The following is a 20,436-nucleotide window of genomic DNA, read 5'->3' on the forward strand; positions in this document are numbered from 1 at the left end:
TCAGAACATGAAGGCCGGGTCGAGGATCCGGCCTGTCGAGACGAAGTGCGGGTTGGCGAAATCCTCGTCGTCGGCCTGGTTGCGCTTGCCATAAACGAGCGGCGCGCCGTCCAGGGTGTGGGTGATCCCGCCGGCCGCGCGCAGCACGGCATCGCCTGCCGCGGTATCCCATTCCATCGTCCGGCCGAAGCGCGGATAGATGTCCGCCTCGCCGGCAGCCACCAAACAAAACTTCAACGACGAACCGACAGACACGATCTCGGCTGCCGCGACCTTCTTGATGAAGGCATCGGTTTCGGGCGTCCGGTGAGAACGGCTGGCAACGATGGTCAGCGGCTGGCGGCCCTCGCGCACATGAACGCGACGGCGTTCCGAGACGGCAAGGCCGTCTCGGGCCTCGAAGGCTACCGCCTTGCCCGGCCGGCCTGAGAAGAAGCGCCCCGTGCACGGCGCATAGACCACGCCGATTTCCGGTGCGCCGCCCCTGATCAGCGCGATGTTGACGGTGAAATCGGTATGGCGCCTGACGAATTCCTTGGTGCCGTCGAGCGGATCGACCAGGAAGAAAACCTGGCCGAGCTCGGGCGGAACGATGCCCTCGGCGACCTCTTCCTCGGCAACGCACGGCACATCGGGAAACGCTGCGCGCAAGCCCTCGAGGATCACGCGTTCCGCGGCACGATCGGCCTGGGTGACGGGCGAGGCATCTGCCTTGTCCGTCACTTTGATTTCCGAATGAAAAACCTCCATGACCGCCCGCCCGGCATCCAGGGCCAGGCGCTCGATCACTTCGAGGATGGCCTCGTCAGATGCCGCCGCCGTCGTCGTATTGGTGTTCTGCAATGTCTCGCTCATTCAGCCAGGCCTCGACCGCCTCGACCATCTCTTCAGGGGTCTTGCCGAGGGTCTGGAGATGAATCTCAGGATTCTCCGGCGTTTCATAGGGCGAATCGACACCGGTGAAATTCTTGATCGCACCGGCAAGAGCCCGCGCATAGAGACCCTTCGGGTCGCGCTTGGCGCATTCCTCGAACGGCGTGTCGACAAACACCTCGACGAACTCGCCCTGCCCCATCAGTTCGCGCGCCATGCGGCGCTCGGCACGGAAGGGCGAGATGAACGAGACGATGACGATCAGACCGGCGTCGGCCATCAACTTGGCAACCTCGGCGACGCGGCGGATGTTCTCGACGCGGTCCTCATCGGTGAAGCCGAGATCGCGGTTGAGCCCGTGGCGAACGTTGTCGCCGTCCAGCACGTAGGTATGGCGCCCGGTGGCGTGCAGCTTCTTTTCCAGCAGGTTGGCAACCGTCGACTTGCCGGAGCCCGACAGGCCGGTGAACCACAATACCGCCGGGCGCTGGTTCTTGAGGTCGGCACGGGCGTGACGGGTCACGTCGAGCGACTGCCAGTGGATGTTCTCCGACCGGCGCAGCGGATGCAGGATCATGCCGGCGCCGACGGTGGCGTTGCTGATCCGGTCGATCAGGATGAAGGCGCCGGTGGTGCGGTTGTCGGCGAAGCTGTCGAAGGCAACAGGCGACTGGGCCGATATGTTGCAGACGCCGACCTCGTTCATCTCCAGCGACTTCGCCGCCTCATGGGCGAAGTCATTGACGTTGATCCGATACTTGAGGTCGGTGACGGTGGCGCTGGCCTGGTCGGTCTCGGTGCGCAGGATGTAAGAACGCCCTGGCAGCAGCGCCTGTTCGTCGAACCAGACGACATTGGCAGCGAACTGGTCGGCGACATGCGGCCGTGCCGCAGGCGCCACCAGCAGGTTACCGCGGGAAACCTCGACCTCGTCTTCGAGCACGATGGTGATCGCCTGGCCGGCGACCGCCGTGCGCAGGTCTCCGCCCTGGGCGACGATACGCTTGACCGTGGACGGCTTACCCGATTTGGCGACGACGATCTCGTCGCCCTGCGAGATCGAGCCTGAGGCGATGGTGCCGGCGAAGCCGCGGAAATCGAGATTGGGCCGGTTCACATATTGCACCGGAAAGCGGAACGGGCGCTCGACCGCCTCTTCCTCGACGACCGCGGATTCGAGGTGCTCGATCAGGGTCGGGCCCGAATACCAGCCCATCTTTTCCGAACGCCGGGTCACGTTGTCCCCAAAGCGCGCCGACATGGGGATCGGCACGACAGACTTGAAGCCCAGGCTCTCGGCGAAGGCGGCGTATTCAGCGGTGATGCGGTCAAACACCTTCTGGTCGAAGCCGACAAGGTCGATCTTGTTGACCGCGACGACGATGTTCCTGATGCCGAGCAGCGAAGCGATGATCGAATGCCGCCGCGTCTGGCGCAGCACGCCCTGGCGCGCGTCGACCAGCACGATGGCGAGGTCAGCCGTCGAGGCACCGGTCGCCATGTTGCGCGTGTATTGCTCATGACCGGGGGTGTCGGCGACGATGAACTTGCGCTTCGGCGTGGCGAAAAAGCGGTAGGCGACGTCGATGGTGATGCCTTGCTCGCGCTCGGCTTCCAGCCCGTCGACCAGCAGCGCGAAGTCGACGTCCTCGCCCGTGGTGCCATGCTTGCGGGAATCGCGCTCCAGCGCGGCAAGCTGATCCTCGAAGATCTGCTTGGTATCGGACAACAGGCGGCCGATCAGCGTCGACTTGCCGTCATCGACCGACCCGCAGGTCAGGAAGCGCAGGAGCGACTTCTGCTCCTGGCCGGCGAGATATTCGCGGACGCTTTCTGCAGCCTCGACCTTGTTTGCCAGTGCGTGGCGCATGCTCAGAAATACCCTTCGCGCTTCTTCTTTTCCATCGAGCCGGCTTCGTCGCGGTCGATGAGGCGTCCCTGCCGCTCGGAGGTGCGAGCGGTCAGCATTTCGCTGACGATGCCTTCGAGGCTGTCGGCATCGGATTCGATGGCACCGGTGAGCGGGTAGCAGCCCAGCGTGCGGAAGCGCACCAGCCGGTTCTCCACCACCTCGCCCGGATGGAGCTTCATGCGATCGTCGTCGCGCAGGATCAGCATGCCGTCGCGCTCGACCACCGGGCGATGCTTGGCGAAATAGAGCGGCACGATCGGGATGTCTTCCTGCAGGATGTACTGCCAGATATCGAGCTCGGTCCAATTGGACAGCGGGAAGACGCGGATCGATTCACCTGCGGCCACGCGGGTGTTGAAGATCTTCCACATCTCCGGGCGCTGGTTCTTCGGGTCCCAGGCATGCTGGGCGTTGCGGAACGAGAAGATGCGCTCCTTGGCGCGCGACTTCTCCTCGTCGCGACGAGCACCACCGAAGGCCGCATCGAAGCCGTATTTGTCGAGCGCCTGGCGCAGGCCGACCGTCTTCATCACATGCGTATGGGTGTTCGAGCCATGGTCGAACGGATTGATGTTGTCGCGGACGCCGTCCGGGTTGACGTGGACCAGAAGATCGAAGCCGAGCTCGCGCGCCATGGTGTCGCGGAACTCGATCATCTCGCGGAACTTCCATGTGGTGTCGACATGGAGGAACGGGAATGGCGGCTTGGCCGGGTAGAAGGCTTTCATCGCCAGATGCAGCAGGACCGAGGAATCCTTCCCAACGGAATAGAGCATTACCGGCTTGGAAAAAGTGGCTGCGACCTCACGGAAGATGTGGATCGCCTCCGCCTCGAGACGGTCCAGGTGAGTCAGTCTGGCAAGCATTGAAAAGCCTTCGGAAAACGTTCCTTGGCCGCGGCTTTGGAGCCGAAACGACCTGATGCGCGCATTGTCCCTGCAAGCAGGAGGCGCCTCAAGCAGTGCAAGACCAAATTTCGCGGCCTGCCAAGTCAGATTTGCCCCACGCGTCACATCTTCAGGAATGCAATTCCACCGCATGCCTGAAGGGGCTCGAGACGTGGATAGACGCGCCCGCTTTTCCACCCCCTTCCGGCCGGCCCTATCATGGCGCAAGAGCCAACGACAGGAGCCCGCCTTGGAACAGACGACCAACCTGAAAATGCCCTTCATCATGCCGTCGCAGGCACAGAAGCACGTCACCCACAACGAAGCGCTGCAGGCGCTCGATATCGTCGTGCAGCTCTCGGTGCTCGACCGGCATCTGGCGGCGCCCCCTGCTGTACCTGCCGAGGGTGATCGCTACATCGTCGCCGCTGCTGCAACGGGCGGCTGGGTCGGCAAGGTCGGCCAGGTCGCCGCCTGGCAGGACGGCGACTGGGCCTTCCACATCCCGGTCAAGGGTTGGCTCACCTGGGTCGCCGACGAGCAGCGCATCCTTGCCCATGACGGCAGCGGCTGGGTCGACACCATCGCGCTCGGCATCAACCCGGCGGCCATGGTCGGCGTCAACACGACAGCCGACACCACCAACCGACTGTCTGTAAAGAGCCAGGCGGTGCTGTTCGACAATCTCGGCGCCGGCCAGCAGGTCAAGATCAACAAGGCCGCCGCAGGCGACAACGCCTCGCTGCTGTTTCAGACCGGCTATTCGGGCCGCGCCGAGTTCGGTCTTGCTGGCGACGACGACTGGCACCTCAAGGTTTCAGCAGATGGCGGCGCCTGGACGGAGGCTTTGAAGGTCAGCCGTTCAGACGGGCGCGTGCTTTTGCCGGCTGGCCTCACCCTGACCGACCCGAACCAGGCGACGGCCAAGCGCCATATCCGCGAATCGCTCGCCGCCAACCGGAGCTATTTCGTCCGAACGGACGGTTCGGATACCAATAACGGGCTGGGGGACACCAGCGGCGGAGCCTTCCTGACCATTCAGAAGGCGCTCGATGTCGCCGCGAGCCTCGACATGGCAGGTTTCACGGTCACCATCCAGGTCGCTGATGGCACCTACAGCGGCGCGATCGTCGTTCCGGCGATGACCGGCCAGGCTGCCCCATCGGCGCTTGTCATTGCCGGCAACAGCGGAGCACCGGCCAATGTGATCGTCTCGACCAACAATGCGAACGCCATCAACGCACCTTCCGGCACGGGTTGTTTGGTCAAGGACATGGAGATCCGGACGACAGCCAGCGGCTTCGGCCTCAACGCCGACGGCGGCACGCTCCAGTTCCAGAACGTCCGTTTCGGCGCCTGCGCCCAGGCACACATCCTGTGCCAGAACAATGGCGCGGCGGCCGCTACCGGCAACTACGCCATTTCAGGCGCATCGCCGATGCATTGGTCGGCGCAGACTGGCGGGTTCATCAACACCGAAGGCCGGACGGTCACGCTGGTAGGTACGCCCGCTTTCTCGACCGCCTTTGCCTCCTGCCGGCATGGCGACATCGCCTGCGCCGGCATGACATTCAGCGGCAGCGCGACCGGCCAGCGCTACAGTGCGACACTCAACGGGGTCATCGATACCGCTGGCGGCGGCGCAAGCTATCTTCCTGGAAGTGTGGCCGGCAGTACTGCGACCGGAGGCCAGTATGCCTGAATGCCTCGGTTATTGGACGCGGTAGTACCTGCCGTACCAATCGACGAAGCGAACCAATCCCTCTTCGATCGGCGTGTGCGGAAGCTCGCCGATCAATGCCTCGAGGTCGCTCACATCGGCCCACGTGCTGAGCACGTCGCCCGGCTGCAGCGGCATGAAGTTCTTCACCGCCTCGCGACCGGTCGCACGCTCGAGAATGCGGATCATCTCCATCAGATGCTCCTTGCGGCGGTTGCCGATGTTCATGACGCGATGCGGCGCCCAACTTCCAGAGGCGCCGCCGGTGGCGATGTCATAGTCGGGATCGGCCTTAGGCGGCAGGTCGATGAGGCGCACGACGCCTTCGACGATGTCGTCGACATAGGTGAAGTCGCGGTACATATCGCCATTGTTGTAGATGTCGATGGGCTCGCCGGCGAAGATGGCGCGGGTGAACTTGTAGTAGGCCATGTCGGGCCGCCCCCATGGACCGTAGACGGTAAAGAAGCGCAAGCCGGTGGCCGGCACGCCAAACAGATGGCTGTAGGTATGCGCCATCAATTCGTTGGCCTTCTTCGTCGCCGCGTAGAGGCTGACCGGGTGATCGACGCCGTCGCGCGGCGAATAGGGCTGCTTCTTGTTGCCGCCGTAGACCGAACTCGACGAGGCGTAGATCAGGTGCTTCGGCTGCGTTGCGCGGCAGTTCTCCAGGATGTTCAGAAAGCCGGTGACATTGGCATCGACATAGGCTTGCGGGTTGTCGAGCGAATAGCGCACCCCGGCCTGCGCGGCGAGGTTGATGACTACCTCCGGGCGGCATTCGAAGGCCGATTTTACCGCTGCCGCATCGGCGAGATCGGCCCGGATGAAGCGGAAATCGCTGCTTTCCGCCAGGATTTCCAGCCGCGAACGCTTGAGCGAGGTGTCGTAGTAGTCGGTGACGCTGTCGAAGCCGACAACGTCGTACCCCTCCGCCAGAAGCCGCCTGGCGACGTGGAAACCGATGAACCCGGCCGTGCCCGTAACAAGAACAGTCATGATCCCAATGCTCTTCAAATGCAGAACGCCCCGGCCTTTCTAGAGCCGGGGCGTTGCTAAAACCAGCATGCGGTTGTCGGCCGATCAGCCCTTCTTGGGAAGCAGCGCCCAGATCGCCGGAACGGCTGCGGCAGCGAGCGCCACCTTGATCAGGTCCGGCACGATGAACGGCACGACGCCGAACTGCCACGACTTCTCGGCGCCGATCAGCAGCGACAGCCACGAGAAGCCCATCGCCATCATCACGACTTCGGCGACGAGCATGGCGCCGAGCATCTTGACGATGCTGCGGCCCCAGCCGCGGTCCACGGCCCAGCCGACGATCGCCACCATGGCGACGAAACCGGCGAGATAGCCACCGGTCGAGCCGAGCATGTAGGCAATGCCGAGGCCCTTCTCGGGCGTGCTCTGGAACACCGGATAACCCATGGCGCCCTGGGCCATGTAGAGCAGGATCGTTGCAAGGCCGAGACGCAGGCCATAGGCTGCGGCTATGCCGAGGACGGCGAGCGTCTGCAGCGACATGTCGACGGGTCCGAGCATGACCTTGGTCTTCGCCGAGGCGATGAGCAGCAGCGAACCGGCAACGGCCAGAAGAAGCTGAGTCGCCAAGCGCGTCGCGCCCTTTTCGGGCAATGCCGCAGAGATAAGCGCGGTGGAACTGCTGGATACGGACATGTAAATCCCCTTGTAATGCGCGTGCCTGGACACGTCAGTCGTGGTTTTCCCTATATTGTCTTCCGTGCTAAGCGGCAAACGAATTTGCCACTGGCTCCTCGAACTCACAGATATCGGCCGGCCATGTCCCTCGACCTCGATACACGCTTCGACCCCGCCTACGGCGAGCCAGTCCCGATCGCCGAGGGCGTCGTACGGATAACCGCCAACAATCCTGGCGCCTTCACCTTCCACGGCACCAACACATACATCATCGGCCACGACACGTTGGCAGTCCTCGATCCCGGCCCGGCCGACGACGCCCACCTGGAGGCGTTGATCCATGCCATCGCCGGGCGGCCCGTCAGCCATATCTTCGTCAGCCACACGCATCGCGACCACTCGCCGCTCGCAGCGCGCCTCAAGGCCCTGACTGGCGCAATCACCGTTGCCGAAGGGCCGCACCGGTCGGCGCGGCCGCTGCGGATCGGCGAAGTCGCCCCGCTCGATGCCAGCAGCGATACCGACTTCGTCCCCGATCTCGTCACGGCAGACGGCCAGCTTGTCGATGGCGACGGCTGGCGCATGCGAACGGTGCTGACGCCGGGTCACGCCGCAAATCACGCCGCCTTTGCGCTCGAAGGCACCGGCATCTTGTTTTCGGCCGACCACGTCATGGCCTGGTCGACCTCGATCGTCGCCCCGCCAGATGGCGCAATGTCCGACTACATGGCGTCGCTCGACAAGCTGATCGCGCGCGACGACCGCACCTACCTGCCCGGCCATGGCGGCCCGGTGGTGTCGCCACAGCAATTCGTGCGCGGGCTCAAGACCCACCGCATGATGCGCGAGCGGGCCATCCTCGAACGGCTCGACAAGGGCGACAGCTCGATTCCAGACATCGTGCGCGCGATCTATCGCGACACCGATCCCCGGCTCTACGGCGCAGCGGGGCTATCGGTCCTCGCCCATCTCGAAGATCTGGTCGGGCGCGGCAAGGCCATCAGCAACGAGGCCCCGGCAATCGACAGCATCTATTCGCCGGCCAGATAGGTTACTGCGTGGGGTTTGCGGGGATTGCGGTGGTAGCCGTGCCTGCCTGGGCGGCAATCTCCTGGTCGAGCTCGGCCAGGAACGCCGTTATGCGCTCGGCATTGTCACCGAGATCGTGACGGCCGTAGCGCGAGGCGGAGCGCATGTCGACGAAGGTCGAATCGCCGTCATCCACCAGCCGAATCGCCACGTCCGACGGCAGGGCCAGAACGAAGGTCCGCGCCACGGCCTCGATATCGACCTCGCCGCTGGCCTGCTCGGTAGCCGGCGGCGGCACGACGACCTCCCAGCCCTGTCGACCCAGGATGACCGCGACGCTCTCCAGGACCCGGTCGAGCGACAGGTCGTAACGCCGCCCTGCGACCAGCGGATAGGCCTGGGCCTGCAAGGCGCGCTCACCGGCTGAGGGCAATTCCAGACTGTTCATCACAGGCGTTCGCAACGACACAGCCGCAGTCAGCGCCGGCGGAACCTCGGCATCTGTCGAGATGTCGCGCAACATCGGCAAGGTGGCGATCTGATAAGCGACGAAGCCAAACGGCGCGAGAACTGCAAGCCCCAGCAAGGCGCCGGCGGTCAGGTCGTGGCCGCCGCGATCGCCAAACTTCCACAGCCGCGAAAAGGCAAAGCCGGATAGCAGCAGCGCGAAGGCCGCAAGCAGTGCGACGATGCCAAGCACCCAGAAGAACGCCGTGGTTTCTACCAGGCCGCGGCGATGGCCAAGCACGGCGGTGATCAGCAGCACCGCGGCGAAGGACGCCATGCCGCGCGAAAGCCCGGCCGAACGCGTGGTGCGCTGCTCATGATATCTCGACTGGAACTCGACCATGGAACCCCGTACCCACCTGCAATGTCACAGCATTGCCGTCCCCACGGCGAAAATTGCTGCTGGTGCAAACTAGAGGGTTTCATGCCCCGGTTGAAGCGGAAAGGCGACGCTTGCCGCCGTCCCGCACATGAACCTGCTCATCCGGCGGTGTCGGATGGCAGCCGATAGTCCTTGAACCTCTCGCGCAACGCCATCTTCTGGATCTTGCCGGTTGCCGTGTGCGGGATCTCGTCGACGAAAGCGACATCGTCCGGCATCCACCATTTGGCGACCTTGCCGTTGAGGAAAGCCAATATGTCGGCCTTCTCAGGCTCCCTGCCCGGCTTGCGCACGACAACCATCAGCGGACGCTCGTCCCAGCGCGAATGCTTGACCCCGATGACCGCCGCTTCCTGGACATCGGGATGCCCGAGGGCGAGATTTTCGAGTTCGATCGAGGAAATCCACTCGCCACCGGACTTGATCACATCCTTGGAGCGATCGGTGATCTGCATGTAGCCGTTGATGTCGATATGGGCGACGTCGCCGGTGTCGAACCAATCGTCGGCATCGAACTGCTCGGCGCTGGCGCCACCGAAATAAGAGCCGGAGACCGCCGGGCCGCGCACCTTGAGCCTGCCGAACGTCTTGCCGTCCCAGGGCAGTTCATTGTTGTCGTCGTCGGTGATCTTCATCTCGACGCCGAAAGGCGTATAGCCCTGCTTCTGCTGGAGGTTCAGCCGGTCGTTGCCTTCAAGATCGTCATATTCCGGCTTGATCGTGCACAAGGTGCCCAGCGGCGACATCTCGGTCATGCCCCAGGCGTGGATGACCTCGACGCCGTAGTTGCGCTCGAACTTCTCGGTGACCGTGCGTGGGCAGGCCGAGCCGCCGATCACCACCTTGTTGAGATGCGGTAGTTTCTTGCCGGTCTCTTCGAGATGCTGCAGCAGCATCAGCCACACCGTCGGCACGGCAGCGGTGAAAGTCACGCGTTCGGTGTCGAGCATTTCGTAGATCGAGGCGCCGTCCATCTTGCCACCGGGCATGACGAATTTCGCGCCGACCATCGGCGTGCTCTGGGCAAGGCCCCAGGCATTGGCATGGAACATCGGCACCACAGGCATGACCACGTCGCGCACCGAAATGCCCATCGCGTCCGGCATCACCGCGATCATGGCGTGGAGCACGTTGGAACGGTGGCTGTAGACGACGCCCTTGGGATCGCCGGTCGTGCCCGAGGTATAGCACATGCCGGCTGCCGCATGCTCGTCGAGCGCCTTCCAGGCATAGTCGCCATCGGCCTCTGCCAGCCACTCCTCGTAGGCCGTGACATTCGGCAACGTCGTCTGCGGCAGGTGGGCGGCGTCGGTCAGGACGATGATGCGCTTGAGCGAAGGCACCTGTGACGCGATCTTTTCGACCAGTGGCACGAAGGTCAGGTCGACGAACAGCGCCTGGTCCTGGGCATGGTTCATGATCCAAACCAGTTGCTCGGGAAAAAGGCGCGGGTTGAGCGTGTGGTAGACCGCGCCCATGCCCATGATGCCGTACCACGCCTCCATGTGCCGCGCGGAGTTCCACGCCAGCGTAGCGATGCGGTCGCCTGTCTTGTAGCCATCGCGCTCCAGCCGTTGCGCAACCTTCAGGGACCGCGTGCGCAGCTCGGCATAGTTGGTGCGGACGATAGGCCCCTCGATCGACCGCGACACGATCTCCCGGTGCGGGTGCTGCCGTGCGGCATGGTCAATGATCTTGTGGCACAGCAGCGGCCATTCCTGCATCAGTCCAAGCATGCGGATCCTCCCAGATCGTATGCGGCCATTCTGGTCGCAATGGCGCGATTGTCCAGCCTGACCACCGCCAAGCCGAGCCGGCAAAATGCCGGCGGCCACATTGCGGCCACGGTCCCGGTTAACCTTTATTACCGGCTGGTGTGGTGGGTAGAGTAATGTGAGGGATCACATGGATACGCAGCCGCGCGCGGAGGACGAAGTCCTGCCGCAGACCGACACACAATCTGAACAGACAGTAGCGCCTGAACAGCCGGATGCCAGTGTGCAAGTGGCCGCCGGCGAGACGGTTGCCCCGGTCGAAGAGGCAGAGGTCGAAGCTGATTCCCAGCCGGAAGTCGGCGAACCAGCCATGGAAGCGACGGAACCTCTCGAACTGTCGGCGGAAGAAACGCCCGGCATGATCGAACCCGAGATCTTCGAAGCCGAGGTATTCGAAGCCGAGCAATCGCCGGAGACGACAGCGACCGAGGTGCAGGAGCCGATGGCAGAGGGTTCCACTGAACTTGAAACTGTCGCGCTGTCGCCCGAAGACCTCGCGCCCGAACCCGGCAACGCGGACGACGAGGCGATCGAACCAACACCTGCCGAAGGCCTGGAAATCGCTGCCACCAGCGTGACGGAGGAAGAATTCACGCAGCTCGTGGACGACGCCCTCGAGGCTGTTGGCGGTATCCTGCTCTTCAAGATGCGCATCGACGACGACGGCGAAGACAGGCATGTCGCGGCCGCCTCGATCGGCGACGGTGCGCGCCGCCAGTTCCTGCTGCTTTCGCTTCCCGTCAGTGGCGGCAGGCTGAAGGTCGAGTCGGCATCGCGCAGCACTAGCCCGCTGGCAAAGCTCGCTGAAGCCTATGTCGGCGTGGTCGAGGCATTCCGCGCCGCAGCCTGAGGCCGCATCGCACAGCGAGCTGCCGAGATCACCTGATCCAGCCGGCTATGCCCAATTTGCGGATTGGGTATAGCCGAATTGATTCAATCAGTTGGCAGTTCTTACCTTTTCGCCTTCACCGCGGCCTGCGCTGCCGCCAGCCGTGCGATCGGCACGCGGAATGGCGAGCACGATACATAGTCCAGCCCGACGCTTTCGCAGAACCGGATCGACGCCGGGTCGCCGCCATGCTCGCCGCAGATGCCGAGCTTGATATCGGGACGGGTCGCCCTGCCCTTCTCGGCTGCGATCTTCACCAGTTCGCCGACGCCCTCGATGTCCAGCGAAACGAACGGGTCCTGCTCGATGATGCCCTTCTGGCGGTAGGTCTCGAGGAACGAGGCCGCATCGTCGCGCGAGATGCCGAAGGTCGTCTGCGTCAGATCGTTGGTGCCGAAGGAGAAGAATTCGGCCGCCTCGGCAATGACATGGGCGCGGATGGCGGCGCGCGGCAGCTCGATCATCGTGCCGACGAGATAATCGATGTTGACGCCAGTTTCCTGCATGACGCTCTTGGCAACCGCATCGATGCGCGCCTTGACGTAGTCGAGTTCCTTCATCAGGCCGACCAGTGGCACCATGACCTCGGGAACCACAGGGCTGCCGGTCTTCTTGCCGGCCTCGACAGCCGCCTCGAAGATGGCGCGCGCCTGCATCTCGGCGATCTCGGGATAGGAAACGGCGAGACGGCAGCCGCGATGGCCGAGCATCGGGTTGAACTCGTGCAGCGCCTCGGTGCGCTGGCGCAGCTTGTCGGCCGAGACGTTCATCGCTCCGGCGACTTCGGCGATTTCTTCCTCGGTCTTGGGCAGGAACTCGTGCAGCGGCGGATCGAGCAGACGGATCGTCACCGGCAGGCCGGCCATGATCTCGAACAGCTCGATGAAGTCCGAGCGCTGCATCGGCAACAGCTTGGCAAGGGCCGTGCGCCTGTCCTTTTCGGTGTCGGCGAGGATCATCTCGCGCATGGCAACGATGCGGTCGCCGTCAAAGAACATGTGCTCGGTGCGGCAAAGGCCGATGCCCTCTGCGCCGAAGGAGCGCGCCATGCGCGCATCCGCCGGCGTCTCGGCATTGGTGCGCACCTTCATGCGGCGCGCAACATCCGCCCATTCCATGATCGCGGCAAAGTCGCCGGAAAGTTCCGGCTGCAGCATCGGCACCGAGCCCTTCAGCACCTGGCCGCTGGAGCCGTCGATGGTGATGATGTCGCCCTTGCGGAAGGTGTGGCCCATGGCCATCAGCGTGCCGGCGCGATAGTCGACGCGCAGCGAACCGGCACCGGAGACGCAAGGTTTGCCCATGCCGCGGGCAACCACCGCCGCGTGGCTGGTCATGCCGCCGCGCGTCGTCAGGATGCCTTCGGAGGCATGCATGCCGTGGATGTCCTCGGGGCTGGTCTCGATGCGCACGAGGATGACCTTGCGCCCGGCCGACTTCAGTTCCTCGGCCTCGTCGGACGAGAACACGATCTCGCCGGTGGCGGCACCAGGCGACGCCGGCAAGCCGACCGCGATGACCTCGCGCTGCGCCTTGGGGTCGATGGTCGGGTGCAGCAACTGGTCGAGCGACGACGGGTCGATCCTGCAGATCGCCTCATCCTTGGTGATCAGCCCCTCGCCAGCCATCTCGGCGGCGATCTTGAGCGCTGCCTTGGCGGTGCGCTTGCCCGAACGGGTCTGCAGCATCCACAGCTTGCCGCGCTCGATGGTGAATTCGAGATCCTGCATGTCGCGGTAGTGCTGTTCGAGGCGATTGGAGATCGCCACGAAAGTGTTGAACGCTTCCGGCATCAGCTTCTGCAGCGAGGGCTTGTCGGAGCCGGCGGCGATGCGCGCGGCTTCGGTGATATTCTGCGGCGTGCGGATGCCGGCCACCACGTCCTCACCCTGCGCGTTCACCAGGAACTCGCCATAGAGCATCTTCTCGCCGGTCGAGGGGTTGCGCGTGAAGGCAACGCCCGTCGCCGAGGTGTCGCCCATGTTGCCGAACACCATGGCCTGGACGTTGACTGCCGTGCCCCAGCTCTCGGGGATGTCGTGCAGGCGGCGATAGGTGATGGCGCGATGGTTCATCCAGCTCTGGAACACCGCACCGATGGCACCCCATAGCTGCTCATGCGGATCCTGCGGGAAGGAGCGGCCTAGCTCTTCCTCGACCTTGGCCTTGTAGAGCACGATGACGTCCTGCCACTGGACCGCTGTGAACTCGGTGTCGAGCTCGTAGCCGAGACGCGCCTTTTCTTCTTCGAGCAACTCCTCGAAAACCTCGTGGTCTAGGCCCAGCACCACGTCGGAATACATGGTGATGAAGCGGCGGTAGCTGTCATAGGCAAAGCGCGCGTCGCCGGCATCGACAGCCAGCGCCTCGACGGTGACGTCGTTGAGGCCAAGGTTCAGCACGGTGTCCATCATGCCCGGCATCGAGGCGCGGGCGCCCGAGCGCACCGAGACGAGCAGCAGGCTTTCGGGATCGCCGAAACGACGGCCGGTGATCGCACCGACATGGTCGAGTGCCGTGCGGACATCTGCTTCCAGTGTCTCGGGATAGCTGCGGCCATTGGCATAAAACCAATTGCAGGCGGCAGTGGTGATGGTGAAGCCGGGCGGAACCGGCAGGCCGAGACTGCACATCTCGGCGAGATTCGCCCCTTTGCCGCCGAGCAGGTCGCGATCGCTCGAACGCCCCTCCGCCGCACCGTCGCCAAACCTGTAAACCCACTTGGTCATGCCTTCTCCTCGCCGACTGAGTGTGGAACAGGGCGGTGGCCGCCGCCCGCTTCTGGGCCGAGCGATATGATGCTGCGCTGCGAAAGGCAAGGCGCAGTTCCGCCACCTGATGTCCTACAATCGATTAATGAACCGGCGTAGCCAGAAGCTTGCGGCAGCCATTCACCTCGTATAGAACATATCAAGAACATATTCTGGAGACGACAATGAGAAAAACCGGCAAGCTCGACTACATCGAAATGGCAGCGGTCGGCGGCACGCTCGACCATGTCAAATCCTTCTACAGCGCGGCCTTCGGCTGGACCTTCACCGACTACGGCCCGGGCTATTCGGCCTTTGCCGAAGGCCTCGACGGGGGTTTCCAGGCCGAAGTGGCGGCCAAGCCGCTGCCGATCCTCTATTCCGAGTCGCTGGAACAAACGCTGGCCGCGGTCGAAGACGCCGGCGGCACGGTCGTCAAGCCGATCTTCTCGTTCCCGGGCGGCCGGCGCTTCCACTTCGTCGATCCGGCAGGCAACGAGCTCGCCGTGTGGGGCGAATAACAGGCACTTTTGGCAGAGGAAAAGCGGCAAAGGCGCGATTGTGCTTTTGCCGCGCACTGAATATAAGGCGGCGGTCGATTGACTCGCCTGCGGCTCGATAATTGCAAGCCTGCGGCCTGTTGGGGCGTCGCCAAGCGGTAAGGCATCGGTTTTTGGTACCGACATTCCCAGGTTCGAATCCTGGCGCCCCAGCCATCCTATCCACAAGCCATTGAATCAACCGCAGATCAGATACTTGCGAATCCTTACTCCGACGTCCGTTCGAGAAGGTGCACGAAACTGAGGCGCCGGGCCGAGGCACGTTTGATAGCGAACCCCACGGCAATCGCCTCCGGCCTGCACAATCCCAATGGCGGTCAACCCGCCAAACATGGCGCGCATCGGGATCCCCGAAGCCGAAGCAGGCATGCTGTTCGCATTGTGCCCTGACAGTTGTAGGATAGCATCCCGACAGCACCCACAGGCTCAAAGCCTGGGCACAGAACCCACGCGAGCAAATCCTCGGGCTTTTCTCACTGGACGGAGACGGGCGATGGACATTCGGTCGACACTGACGGGGCTATCTGAGGCCTTCAATGCGCACGATCTTGACCGCATCATGGAGTTCTTTTCCGACGACTGCATCCTGGAGATGCCGAGGGGAAGCAAGCGTTGGGGCTCCCGCTTCGAGGGCAAGCCGACTGTGCGAAACGCGCTGGCAACACGCTTCGAAGGCTTGCCTGATGTCCACTACGGCAACGTGGAGCATTTCGTAGATGCGACGGCAGATACCGGCATCTCAAAATGGACCCTCACCGGCACCACCCGCGAGGGAACGGGAATAGAGGTCCAAGGCTGTGACTTCTACACGTTTCGCAACGGCAAGGTGTTCCGCAAGGACTCCTACTGGAAAATCGTTGAGTAGTTGAGCTTCAATTGGCCAGGCAGTTTGGCCGATGCCCTGCGCGGTCGCAGCCAGCAAACAGCCTCGAGCGACCCTCCGAGCGCCGGGCCGCCGCACATTGCCGCAACGACACTCGAAAACGCCTCTGGAAGACCGCTGGGACATGGGAAACAGCGCATCAGGTGAGGCCAGGTCCGGCCCTGACATTTTTTGGCTCGCGAGGAACCGGAACCGTCCACCGTCTCCGCGCATTTTGATCGCATGGACACGCTTACGACAGATTCGGACGGATCGCCGACAGGCTGGACCATCAAGCCGGGAGAATCTCCCGTTGTCGGGACAGCTATCCATAGTGGCAATGATTTGGGTCGGGCTTGCCAGCCGCTCATATGTCTTGCCGACGCCGACCGGCGGCGAGAGGAAGATCCGTTTACCGAGCGCTTCATCGCTGATTTCCCAACCCAGATCATCGTTCATCGATCGCGCTTTCAAGTCGACTTGAACCGTGCGCGTGAGGCTGCGGTCTATCTGGCGCCGGAACAATCCTGGGGTCTGAGAGTCTGGCGAGAGCAGCCGTCCGAGGAGATCGTGACGGAGGCCCGCGCCTTTCACGATGCCTACTACGGCGAGTTGAAGCGTGTGCTCGGGGAAATAGAGAAGCGCTACGGCAGGTTCGTGCTTGTCGACGTCCACAGCTACAATCACCGGCGCGATGGTCCCGAGGCAATGGCCGCATCGCAAAGAGAGGCACCCGATATCAACATCGGCACGTTTTCCATGGACCGGGAGCGCTGGGCGCCGGTCGTCGACGCCTTCATCGAGACCCTGCGCAGCCACCCCTTCAATGGCAAGCCTATCGACGTGCGTGAAAATGTGTCTTTCCAGGGCAAGGGTGAACAAACGCGCTTCGTCCATGCCAACTTTCCCAACACCGGATGCGCCATCGCGGTCGAGTTCAAGAAGGTTTTCATGGACGAATGGAGCGGTGAGCCCGACCAGGCCGCGATCGACCAGTTGCGCGCCATGCTGGCGTCGACAGTGCCGGTCCTAGAGGCGGTGCTGCGAGGCATGGGATGAAGCCTAAGCTCGTCGAACCGGCATCTGTGCTAGCGCACATCGAAGCTGACCTGGACGCGCTGCTGAATGCGGGAAAACCCATACGCCATGATTTCGCCGATGGCAGCCGTTTGCACATAGACCGGCCGCTACCCTTTCTCTGCGTCTACATAGGACCCGATCACACCGCAGCATTTGATGCCGCCTCCGCCAACGCCTCCTACTTGGTCACAGGCGATTCAAGCCTTGCCGGCGAAGTAGCCCGGCTGGTGGCGACAAGGATGCGTGGCCGCTGCGGCGCGTTCCTGGTCATCGACATGGGAGAGTTGGCCGAAGACCGATACCTCACCCACGATGCACCGTTCCTGCCGCCTTTCGAAATTGCGCTGGCCAGCGGCGACACCGTGGCGGAAAAGGCTGCACTCAAGCGCTTCACTGCGGCTGCCTCCGAACGAGAGGCAAAATATCGGACCCCACGCGTCGGCGACCTCAATCCCGTCGCATGCGAAGAACCGTGGCTTTCGGATGTTCTCGGCGACATTGCATGCCTGACCGTGCGCTTTGCGCCGATCTATCGGATGCCTGGCGACAAGCGTATCTACCCCGCCTTGCGCGATCTTGTGGTGGCCAACATGGTCGATTCCGCGCTGCAGGCGGTCAGCGCTTTCCTCAAGGCGTCGAAGCTGGATCCGCCGATAACACATCGTTCACTGGGGCGGCGTGTCTTCATTGACGCGGTCGCCCGCGCCGACCGGGACATAGACAAGGTTGCTTCGGCTTTCGATTTCCTGCTCGCGGTCACACCGATCAATGCCGAGCAGGCCTGGCTGGAATTCGAGGCAGGTGGATTCAAGCGGGCGCCAACGCTGCTGTACAGGCCACTTGAGTTCGAGGTCACCGCAGAGAAGCGGAAACTCTACTCGGTCTCGCTCGATCATCTCGAAGATCCGCTTCTTGCCGGGCTGCTCTCCGAAAAACAGCAGGAACTCGACCTCCAACTGTCGATGCTGGCGGCGCGCGAAACCCCTCGCTTCGCTGAGCTCGGGCGTGCACTCTACGGAAGCGTCGAGCCGGACTTGGCCGCAAGAGCGCGACGCATTCTCGAAAAGGCGCCTGCCCCCAAGCCGTCGATCAGGCAGAAATGCCTCGGCGCCGACACCGTTGCCACAGCAGCGCGAGACATGATCTCCCGATACCGCACTGCCTATCCCGACTTCGAAGCGTCGGTGGAAATCCGCGCGGATCTGCCAGCCGGTCTCCTCGTCTCTCGGAACCGGCTGCTTGTGTCGCGCGATACCAAGCTCGCACCGGAGCGCCTGATGGCGCTGCTTAGTCACGAGATCGGCGTTCACCTGCTGACCTACTTCAACGGTGACATGCAGGGGCTTGCCATCCTGCGCAGCGGCCTCGCCGGTTATGAGGGCATGCAAGAGGGACTGGCCGTATTGGCGGAATATCTCGTCGGCGGCATGACACCGGCACGGTTGAGGCTGATCGCGGCAAGGGTTCTAGCTTGCCAGGCGATGCTCGGTGGCACGGCGTTCGAAGAAACCTTCCGGTTGCTCCACGAGGATCTCGGGCTCGACCGCCGCAGCGCCTTTAACGTGGTGTTGCGTGTCTTCCGGGGTGGTGGTTTTGCCAAAGACGCCATCTATTTGCGCGGCGTGATGCAGGTGCTCGATCATCTGAGGAACGGCGGCAGCCTGACGCCGTTCTGGATCGGCAAGATCTCCGCCGCCCATTTCGGCGTCATCGAGGAGTTGAGCGCGCGCGGTCTGCTGCGGGCGCCGCGGCTCGAACCTGCGTTCCTGTCATCCGAGGTGGCAAAGCCGCGCCTCAAGAAGGCGATGGCCGGGATGGATCCGATCGACATGATTGCAACATGACTGGAGCCCCGATGCGCATTGCCCTCTTCGTCAATTCCGTCGAGAAAGAAACTGCCGGCTACACGACGACCACGCTTGCGCTGACAGCAGTTCAGCGCGGACATTCGGTTGTCTATCTAGAGCCAGGCGACTTCATTCTACGGCCGGATGACAGCCTGGCTGTCAATGGCGTGGTCCTGCCGGCCACTCCCTACAAGACCGCCGAAAAGCTGCACATTGCCTTGCAGGACGCGAAGAATGAGAAAAAGACCTTTTCGATAAGCGACATCGACATATTGTTCCTGCGCAACGACCCGTCGCTCGACGCGACCGACCGACCATGGGCCGCCAATGCGGGCATCATGTTCGGGAGGCTTGCCGCGGAACGCGGGGTGATGGTGGTCAACGATCCGGATGGGCTAGCCCAGGCACAAAACAAGCTCTACCTCCAGGCCTTCCCCGAGGTGGTCAGGCCGGCGACGTTGATATCGCGCAGCATTGCCGAGATCCGCGCCTTCATCGACAATCAGCCAAAGGGCTGTATCGTCAAGCCGCTCCAGGGATCGGGCGGCAAGAATGTCTTCCATATCGCGACCCCCGACGATTCCAACCTGAACCAGATCTTCGAGGCGGCGAGCGGTGACGGCTATCTGATCGCGCAGGCCTACATTCCCGAGGCCAAAGCGGGTGACGTGCGCTTGTTCCTGCTGAACGGCCGGCCGCTTGAGCGGGATGGTAGTTACGCCGCCTTTCGCCGGGTGCCAGCCAAGGGTGACGTTCGGTCCAACATCCATGCCGCCGGAACCGCGCGCAAGGTCAAGGTAACGGACAAGATGCTGGCACTCGCCGAGATTGTGCGCCCGAAGCTGGTGAGCGACGGCATGTTCCTCGTCGGGCTCGACATCGTCGGTGACAAACTCCTTGAGATCAATGTCTTCACGCCCGGAGGGCTGACAAGGCTATCCGCAATGTACAAGGCGGATTTTGCCGCAACTGTCATCGCCGTTCTGGAAGAGAAGCTGGCGCTACGCCGAGCCTACGGAATGACCATATCGAATGCCCGGCTAGCGACGCTTTAAAGGCCTGCGGCTGCCCCGCCGGCAGACTCTGTCGCAGTGGAAACGAGATTCCGGGAAGTATTCTCGGCGAGGACGACTGACCTTGGGCGCATGAGATTTCGCCGAATACTCGTGTCATGCGGCAGCTGCTGCACGAACTCGCAGTTGGTCTAGCTTGGCCTTCCTGTTTCACCCGCCACCGCCAATCTGGCGCGCCCCTGCCGCTGGGTTGGACCCTCCTGGCAGGACCTACGGGCGTTTTCAGGCGGAACCTGGATCGCCGCTTCCATCGGGATTGAGAACGCCGAAATCTTGCGACTTCGCCCCCACGCCCGCTTCCAGGAAACCTTCCGCTGCCAATCCTCGACGCAACAACTCGCGCACTGCGGAAGCCCGGCTCGGCATCCTGCTTTGGAAACGGAAATCCTCGACAGCCGCCAGTTCATCGGCATTGAGCATTATCTGCAGGCGTTCGCCTCTCTCAAGCTCAGGCATCGACACCACCTTTTTCGGCATAAATGTGCTGAATGAGTAAGTGGCTAAAATATGTAGCTTATCCCAAACCTAGTCAAGACTGTCATGGTCTAAACCGCTGTCGCATTTTCATTCGGCGGCCAAGCCTAACTATGGCCTCTCCAAGCACTTGCATTATTTGACTAACTATATGATT

17 protein-coding genes and 1 tRNA gene are annotated in these 20,436 nt (G+C 62.9%); 9 read left to right on the forward strand and 9 right to left on the reverse strand.

The annotated features are described in order from the left end of the window. Genes cysQ through cysD form a run of 3 tightly spaced genes read right to left on the reverse strand, consistent with a single transcriptional unit; the run spans position 1 to position 3,651 of the window. On the reverse strand, positions 1–855 hold the full coding sequence (cysQ, locus tag GGQ99_RS18010; protein WP_183263593.1) for a 3'(2'),5'-bisphosphate nucleotidase CysQ: 855 nt from the start codon (positions 853–855) through the stop codon (positions 1–3). Beyond that, positions 806–2,743, reverse strand: a complete 1,938-nt coding sequence (gene cysN, locus GGQ99_RS18015) for a sulfate adenylyltransferase subunit CysN (RefSeq protein WP_183263594.1) — start codon at positions 2,741–2,743, stop codon at positions 806–808. The genes cysQ and cysN overlap by 50 nt, the downstream gene beginning before the upstream one ends. Positions 2,744–2,745: 2 nt before the next feature. Then, the gene (gene cysD / locus GGQ99_RS18020) at positions 2,746–3,651 is read right to left on the reverse strand and encodes a sulfate adenylyltransferase subunit CysD (RefSeq protein ID WP_108608888.1); all 906 of its coding nucleotides are present in this window, start codon (positions 3,649–3,651) and stop codon (positions 2,746–2,748) included. 271 nt (positions 3,652–3,922) lie between these two features. On the opposite strand from cysD, the gene GGQ99_RS18025 reads away from it, so the two are divergent. Beyond that, positions 3,923–5,374: a DUF2793 domain-containing protein gene (locus GGQ99_RS18025; protein ID WP_183263595.1), complete on the forward strand. Its 1,452-nt coding sequence runs from the start codon at positions 3,923–3,925 to the stop codon at positions 5,372–5,374. A gap of 9 nt (positions 5,375–5,383) precedes the next feature. Here the strand turns inward: GGQ99_RS18025 and GGQ99_RS18030 are convergent, their stop codons facing one another. Both GGQ99_RS18030 and GGQ99_RS18035 read right to left on the reverse strand, forming a co-directional pair. Beyond that, positions 5,384–6,391, reverse strand: coding sequence for an NAD-dependent epimerase (locus tag GGQ99_RS18030; RefSeq protein ID WP_183263596.1), 1,008 nt, complete (start codon positions 6,389–6,391; stop codon positions 5,384–5,386). Positions 6,392–6,475: 84 nt separating this feature from the next. Next, positions 6,476–7,069 (reverse strand): biotin transporter BioY, encoded by a 594-nt coding sequence (locus tag GGQ99_RS18035; protein WP_183263597.1) that lies wholly within the window; start codon positions 7,067–7,069, stop codon positions 6,476–6,478. 123 nt (positions 7,070–7,192) lie between these two features. Here GGQ99_RS18035 and GGQ99_RS18040 point away from each other — a divergent pair, with 123 nt between their 5' ends. Beyond that, positions 7,193–8,101: an MBL fold metallo-hydrolase gene (locus GGQ99_RS18040; protein WP_183263598.1), complete on the forward strand. Its 909-nt coding sequence runs from the start codon at positions 7,193–7,195 to the stop codon at positions 8,099–8,101. A gap of 1 nt (position 8,102) precedes the next feature. Here the strand turns inward: GGQ99_RS18040 and GGQ99_RS18045 are convergent, their stop codons facing one another. Next, complete coding sequence (locus GGQ99_RS18045) at positions 8,103–8,930, reverse strand: DUF1499 domain-containing protein (protein WP_246389643.1); 828 nt, start codon at positions 8,928–8,930, stop codon at positions 8,103–8,105. A 137-nt stretch (positions 8,931–9,067) separates the two neighbouring features. Continuing rightward, on the reverse strand, positions 9,068–10,705 hold the full coding sequence (locus tag GGQ99_RS18050) for a fatty-acid--CoA ligase (RefSeq protein WP_183263599.1): 1,638 nt from the start codon (positions 10,703–10,705) through the stop codon (positions 9,068–9,070). A 169-nt stretch (positions 10,706–10,874) separates the two neighbouring features. Here GGQ99_RS18050 and GGQ99_RS26165 point away from each other — a divergent pair, with 169 nt between their 5' ends. Then, positions 10,875–11,594, forward strand: a complete 720-nt coding sequence (locus GGQ99_RS26165; RefSeq protein WP_246389644.1) for a hypothetical protein — start codon at positions 10,875–10,877, stop codon at positions 11,592–11,594. Between the two features lie 101 nt (positions 11,595–11,695). On the opposite strand, the gene ppdK is transcribed toward GGQ99_RS26165, so the two are convergent. After that, a complete protein-coding gene (gene ppdK, locus GGQ99_RS18060) occupies positions 11,696–14,362 on the reverse strand; it encodes a pyruvate, phosphate dikinase (protein ID WP_183263600.1) in 2,667 nt (888 codons plus the stop codon). Between the two features lie 206 nt (positions 14,363–14,568). On the opposite strand from ppdK, the gene GGQ99_RS18065 reads away from it, so the two are divergent. From GGQ99_RS18065 to GGQ99_RS18090, 6 genes are all read left to right on the forward strand, one after another. Beyond that, positions 14,569–14,904, forward strand: a complete 336-nt coding sequence (locus tag GGQ99_RS18065; protein ID WP_183263601.1) for a VOC family protein — start codon at positions 14,569–14,571, stop codon at positions 14,902–14,904. A 120-nt stretch (positions 14,905–15,024) separates the two neighbouring features. Further along, positions 15,025–15,099: transfer RNA gene (locus GGQ99_RS18070), tRNA-Gln, on the forward strand. A gap of 337 nt (positions 15,100–15,436) precedes the next feature. Beyond that, positions 15,437–15,808 carry a nuclear transport factor 2 family protein gene (locus GGQ99_RS18075; RefSeq protein ID WP_183263602.1) on the forward strand — a complete coding sequence of 124 codons (372 nt, stop codon included), beginning with the start codon at positions 15,437–15,439 and terminating at the stop codon, positions 15,806–15,808. A gap of 240 nt (positions 15,809–16,048) precedes the next feature. Then, the gene (locus GGQ99_RS18080) at positions 16,049–16,864 is read left to right on the forward strand and encodes an N-formylglutamate amidohydrolase (RefSeq protein ID WP_183263603.1); all 816 of its coding nucleotides are present in this window, start codon (positions 16,049–16,051) and stop codon (positions 16,862–16,864) included. Beyond that, positions 16,861–18,729: a flavohemoglobin expression-modulating QEGLA motif protein gene (locus GGQ99_RS18085; protein ID WP_183263604.1), complete on the forward strand. Its 1,869-nt coding sequence runs from the start codon at positions 16,861–16,863 to the stop codon at positions 18,727–18,729. The genes GGQ99_RS18080 and GGQ99_RS18085 overlap by 4 nt, the downstream gene beginning before the upstream one ends. An 11-nt stretch (positions 18,730–18,740) precedes the next feature. Then, entirely contained in the window at positions 18,741–19,787 is a 1,047-nt protein-coding gene (locus GGQ99_RS18090) for a glutathione synthetase (RefSeq protein WP_108608899.1), read from the forward strand. A gap of 240 nt (positions 19,788–20,027) precedes the next feature. Here GGQ99_RS18090 and GGQ99_RS18095 read toward each other — a convergent pair whose 3' ends face one another. Continuing rightward, positions 20,028–20,261 (reverse strand): hypothetical protein, encoded by a 234-nt coding sequence (locus tag GGQ99_RS18095; protein ID WP_183263605.1) that lies wholly within the window; start codon positions 20,259–20,261, stop codon positions 20,028–20,030. Between the last annotated feature and the right edge of the window lie 175 nt (positions 20,262–20,436).

This window comes from Aminobacter niigataensis (assembly GCF_014200015.1).
Taxonomy (GTDB): Bacteria; Pseudomonadota; Alphaproteobacteria; order Rhizobiales; family Rhizobiaceae; genus Aminobacter; species Aminobacter niigataensis.

What these genes read in the sequence shown, in the direction of transcription:
- cysQ (WP_183263593.1), bottom strand. Translation starts at nt 855, where the DNA reads ATGAGCGAGACATTGCAGAACACCAATACGACGACGGCGGCGGCATCT.
- cysN (WP_183263594.1), bottom strand. Translation starts at nt 2,743, where the DNA reads ATGCGCCACGCACTGGCAAACAAGGTCGAGGCTGCAGAAAGCGTCCGC.
- cysD (WP_108608888.1), bottom strand. Translation starts at nt 3,651, where the DNA reads ATGCTTGCCAGACTGACTCACCTGGACCGTCTCGAGGCGGAGGCGATC.
- GGQ99_RS18030 (WP_183263596.1), bottom strand. Translation starts at nt 6,391, where the DNA reads ATGACTGTTCTTGTTACGGGCACGGCCGGGTTCATCGGTTTCCACGTC.
- GGQ99_RS18035 (WP_183263597.1), bottom strand. Translation starts at nt 7,069, where the DNA reads ATGTCCGTATCCAGCAGTTCCACCGCGCTTATCTCTGCGGCATTGCCC.
- GGQ99_RS18040 (WP_183263598.1), top strand. Translation starts at nt 7,193, where the DNA reads ATGTCCCTCGACCTCGATACACGCTTCGACCCCGCCTACGGCGAGCCA.
- GGQ99_RS18045 (WP_246389643.1), bottom strand. Translation starts at nt 8,930, where the DNA reads ATGGTCGAGTTCCAGTCGAGATATCATGAGCAGCGCACCACGCGTTCG.
- GGQ99_RS18050 (WP_183263599.1), bottom strand. Translation starts at nt 10,705, where the DNA reads ATGCTTGGACTGATGCAGGAATGGCCGCTGCTGTGCCACAAGATCATT.
- GGQ99_RS26165 (WP_246389644.1), top strand. Translation starts at nt 10,875, where the DNA reads ATGGATACGCAGCCGCGCGCGGAGGACGAAGTCCTGCCGCAGACCGAC.
- ppdK (WP_183263600.1), bottom strand. Translation starts at nt 14,362, where the DNA reads ATGACCAAGTGGGTTTACAGGTTTGGCGACGGTGCGGCGGAGGGGCGT.
- GGQ99_RS18065 (WP_183263601.1), top strand. Translation starts at nt 14,569, where the DNA reads ATGAGAAAAACCGGCAAGCTCGACTACATCGAAATGGCAGCGGTCGGC.
- GGQ99_RS18075 (WP_183263602.1), top strand. Translation starts at nt 15,437, where the DNA reads ATGGACATTCGGTCGACACTGACGGGGCTATCTGAGGCCTTCAATGCG.
- GGQ99_RS18080 (WP_183263603.1), top strand. Translation starts at nt 16,049, where the DNA reads ATGGACACGCTTACGACAGATTCGGACGGATCGCCGACAGGCTGGACC.
- GGQ99_RS18085 (WP_183263604.1), top strand. Translation starts at nt 16,861, where the DNA reads ATGAAGCCTAAGCTCGTCGAACCGGCATCTGTGCTAGCGCACATCGAA.
- GGQ99_RS18090 (WP_108608899.1), top strand. Translation starts at nt 18,741, where the DNA reads ATGCGCATTGCCCTCTTCGTCAATTCCGTCGAGAAAGAAACTGCCGGC.
- GGQ99_RS18095 (WP_183263605.1), bottom strand. Translation starts at nt 20,261, where the DNA reads ATGCCTGAGCTTGAGAGAGGCGAACGCCTGCAGATAATGCTCAATGCC.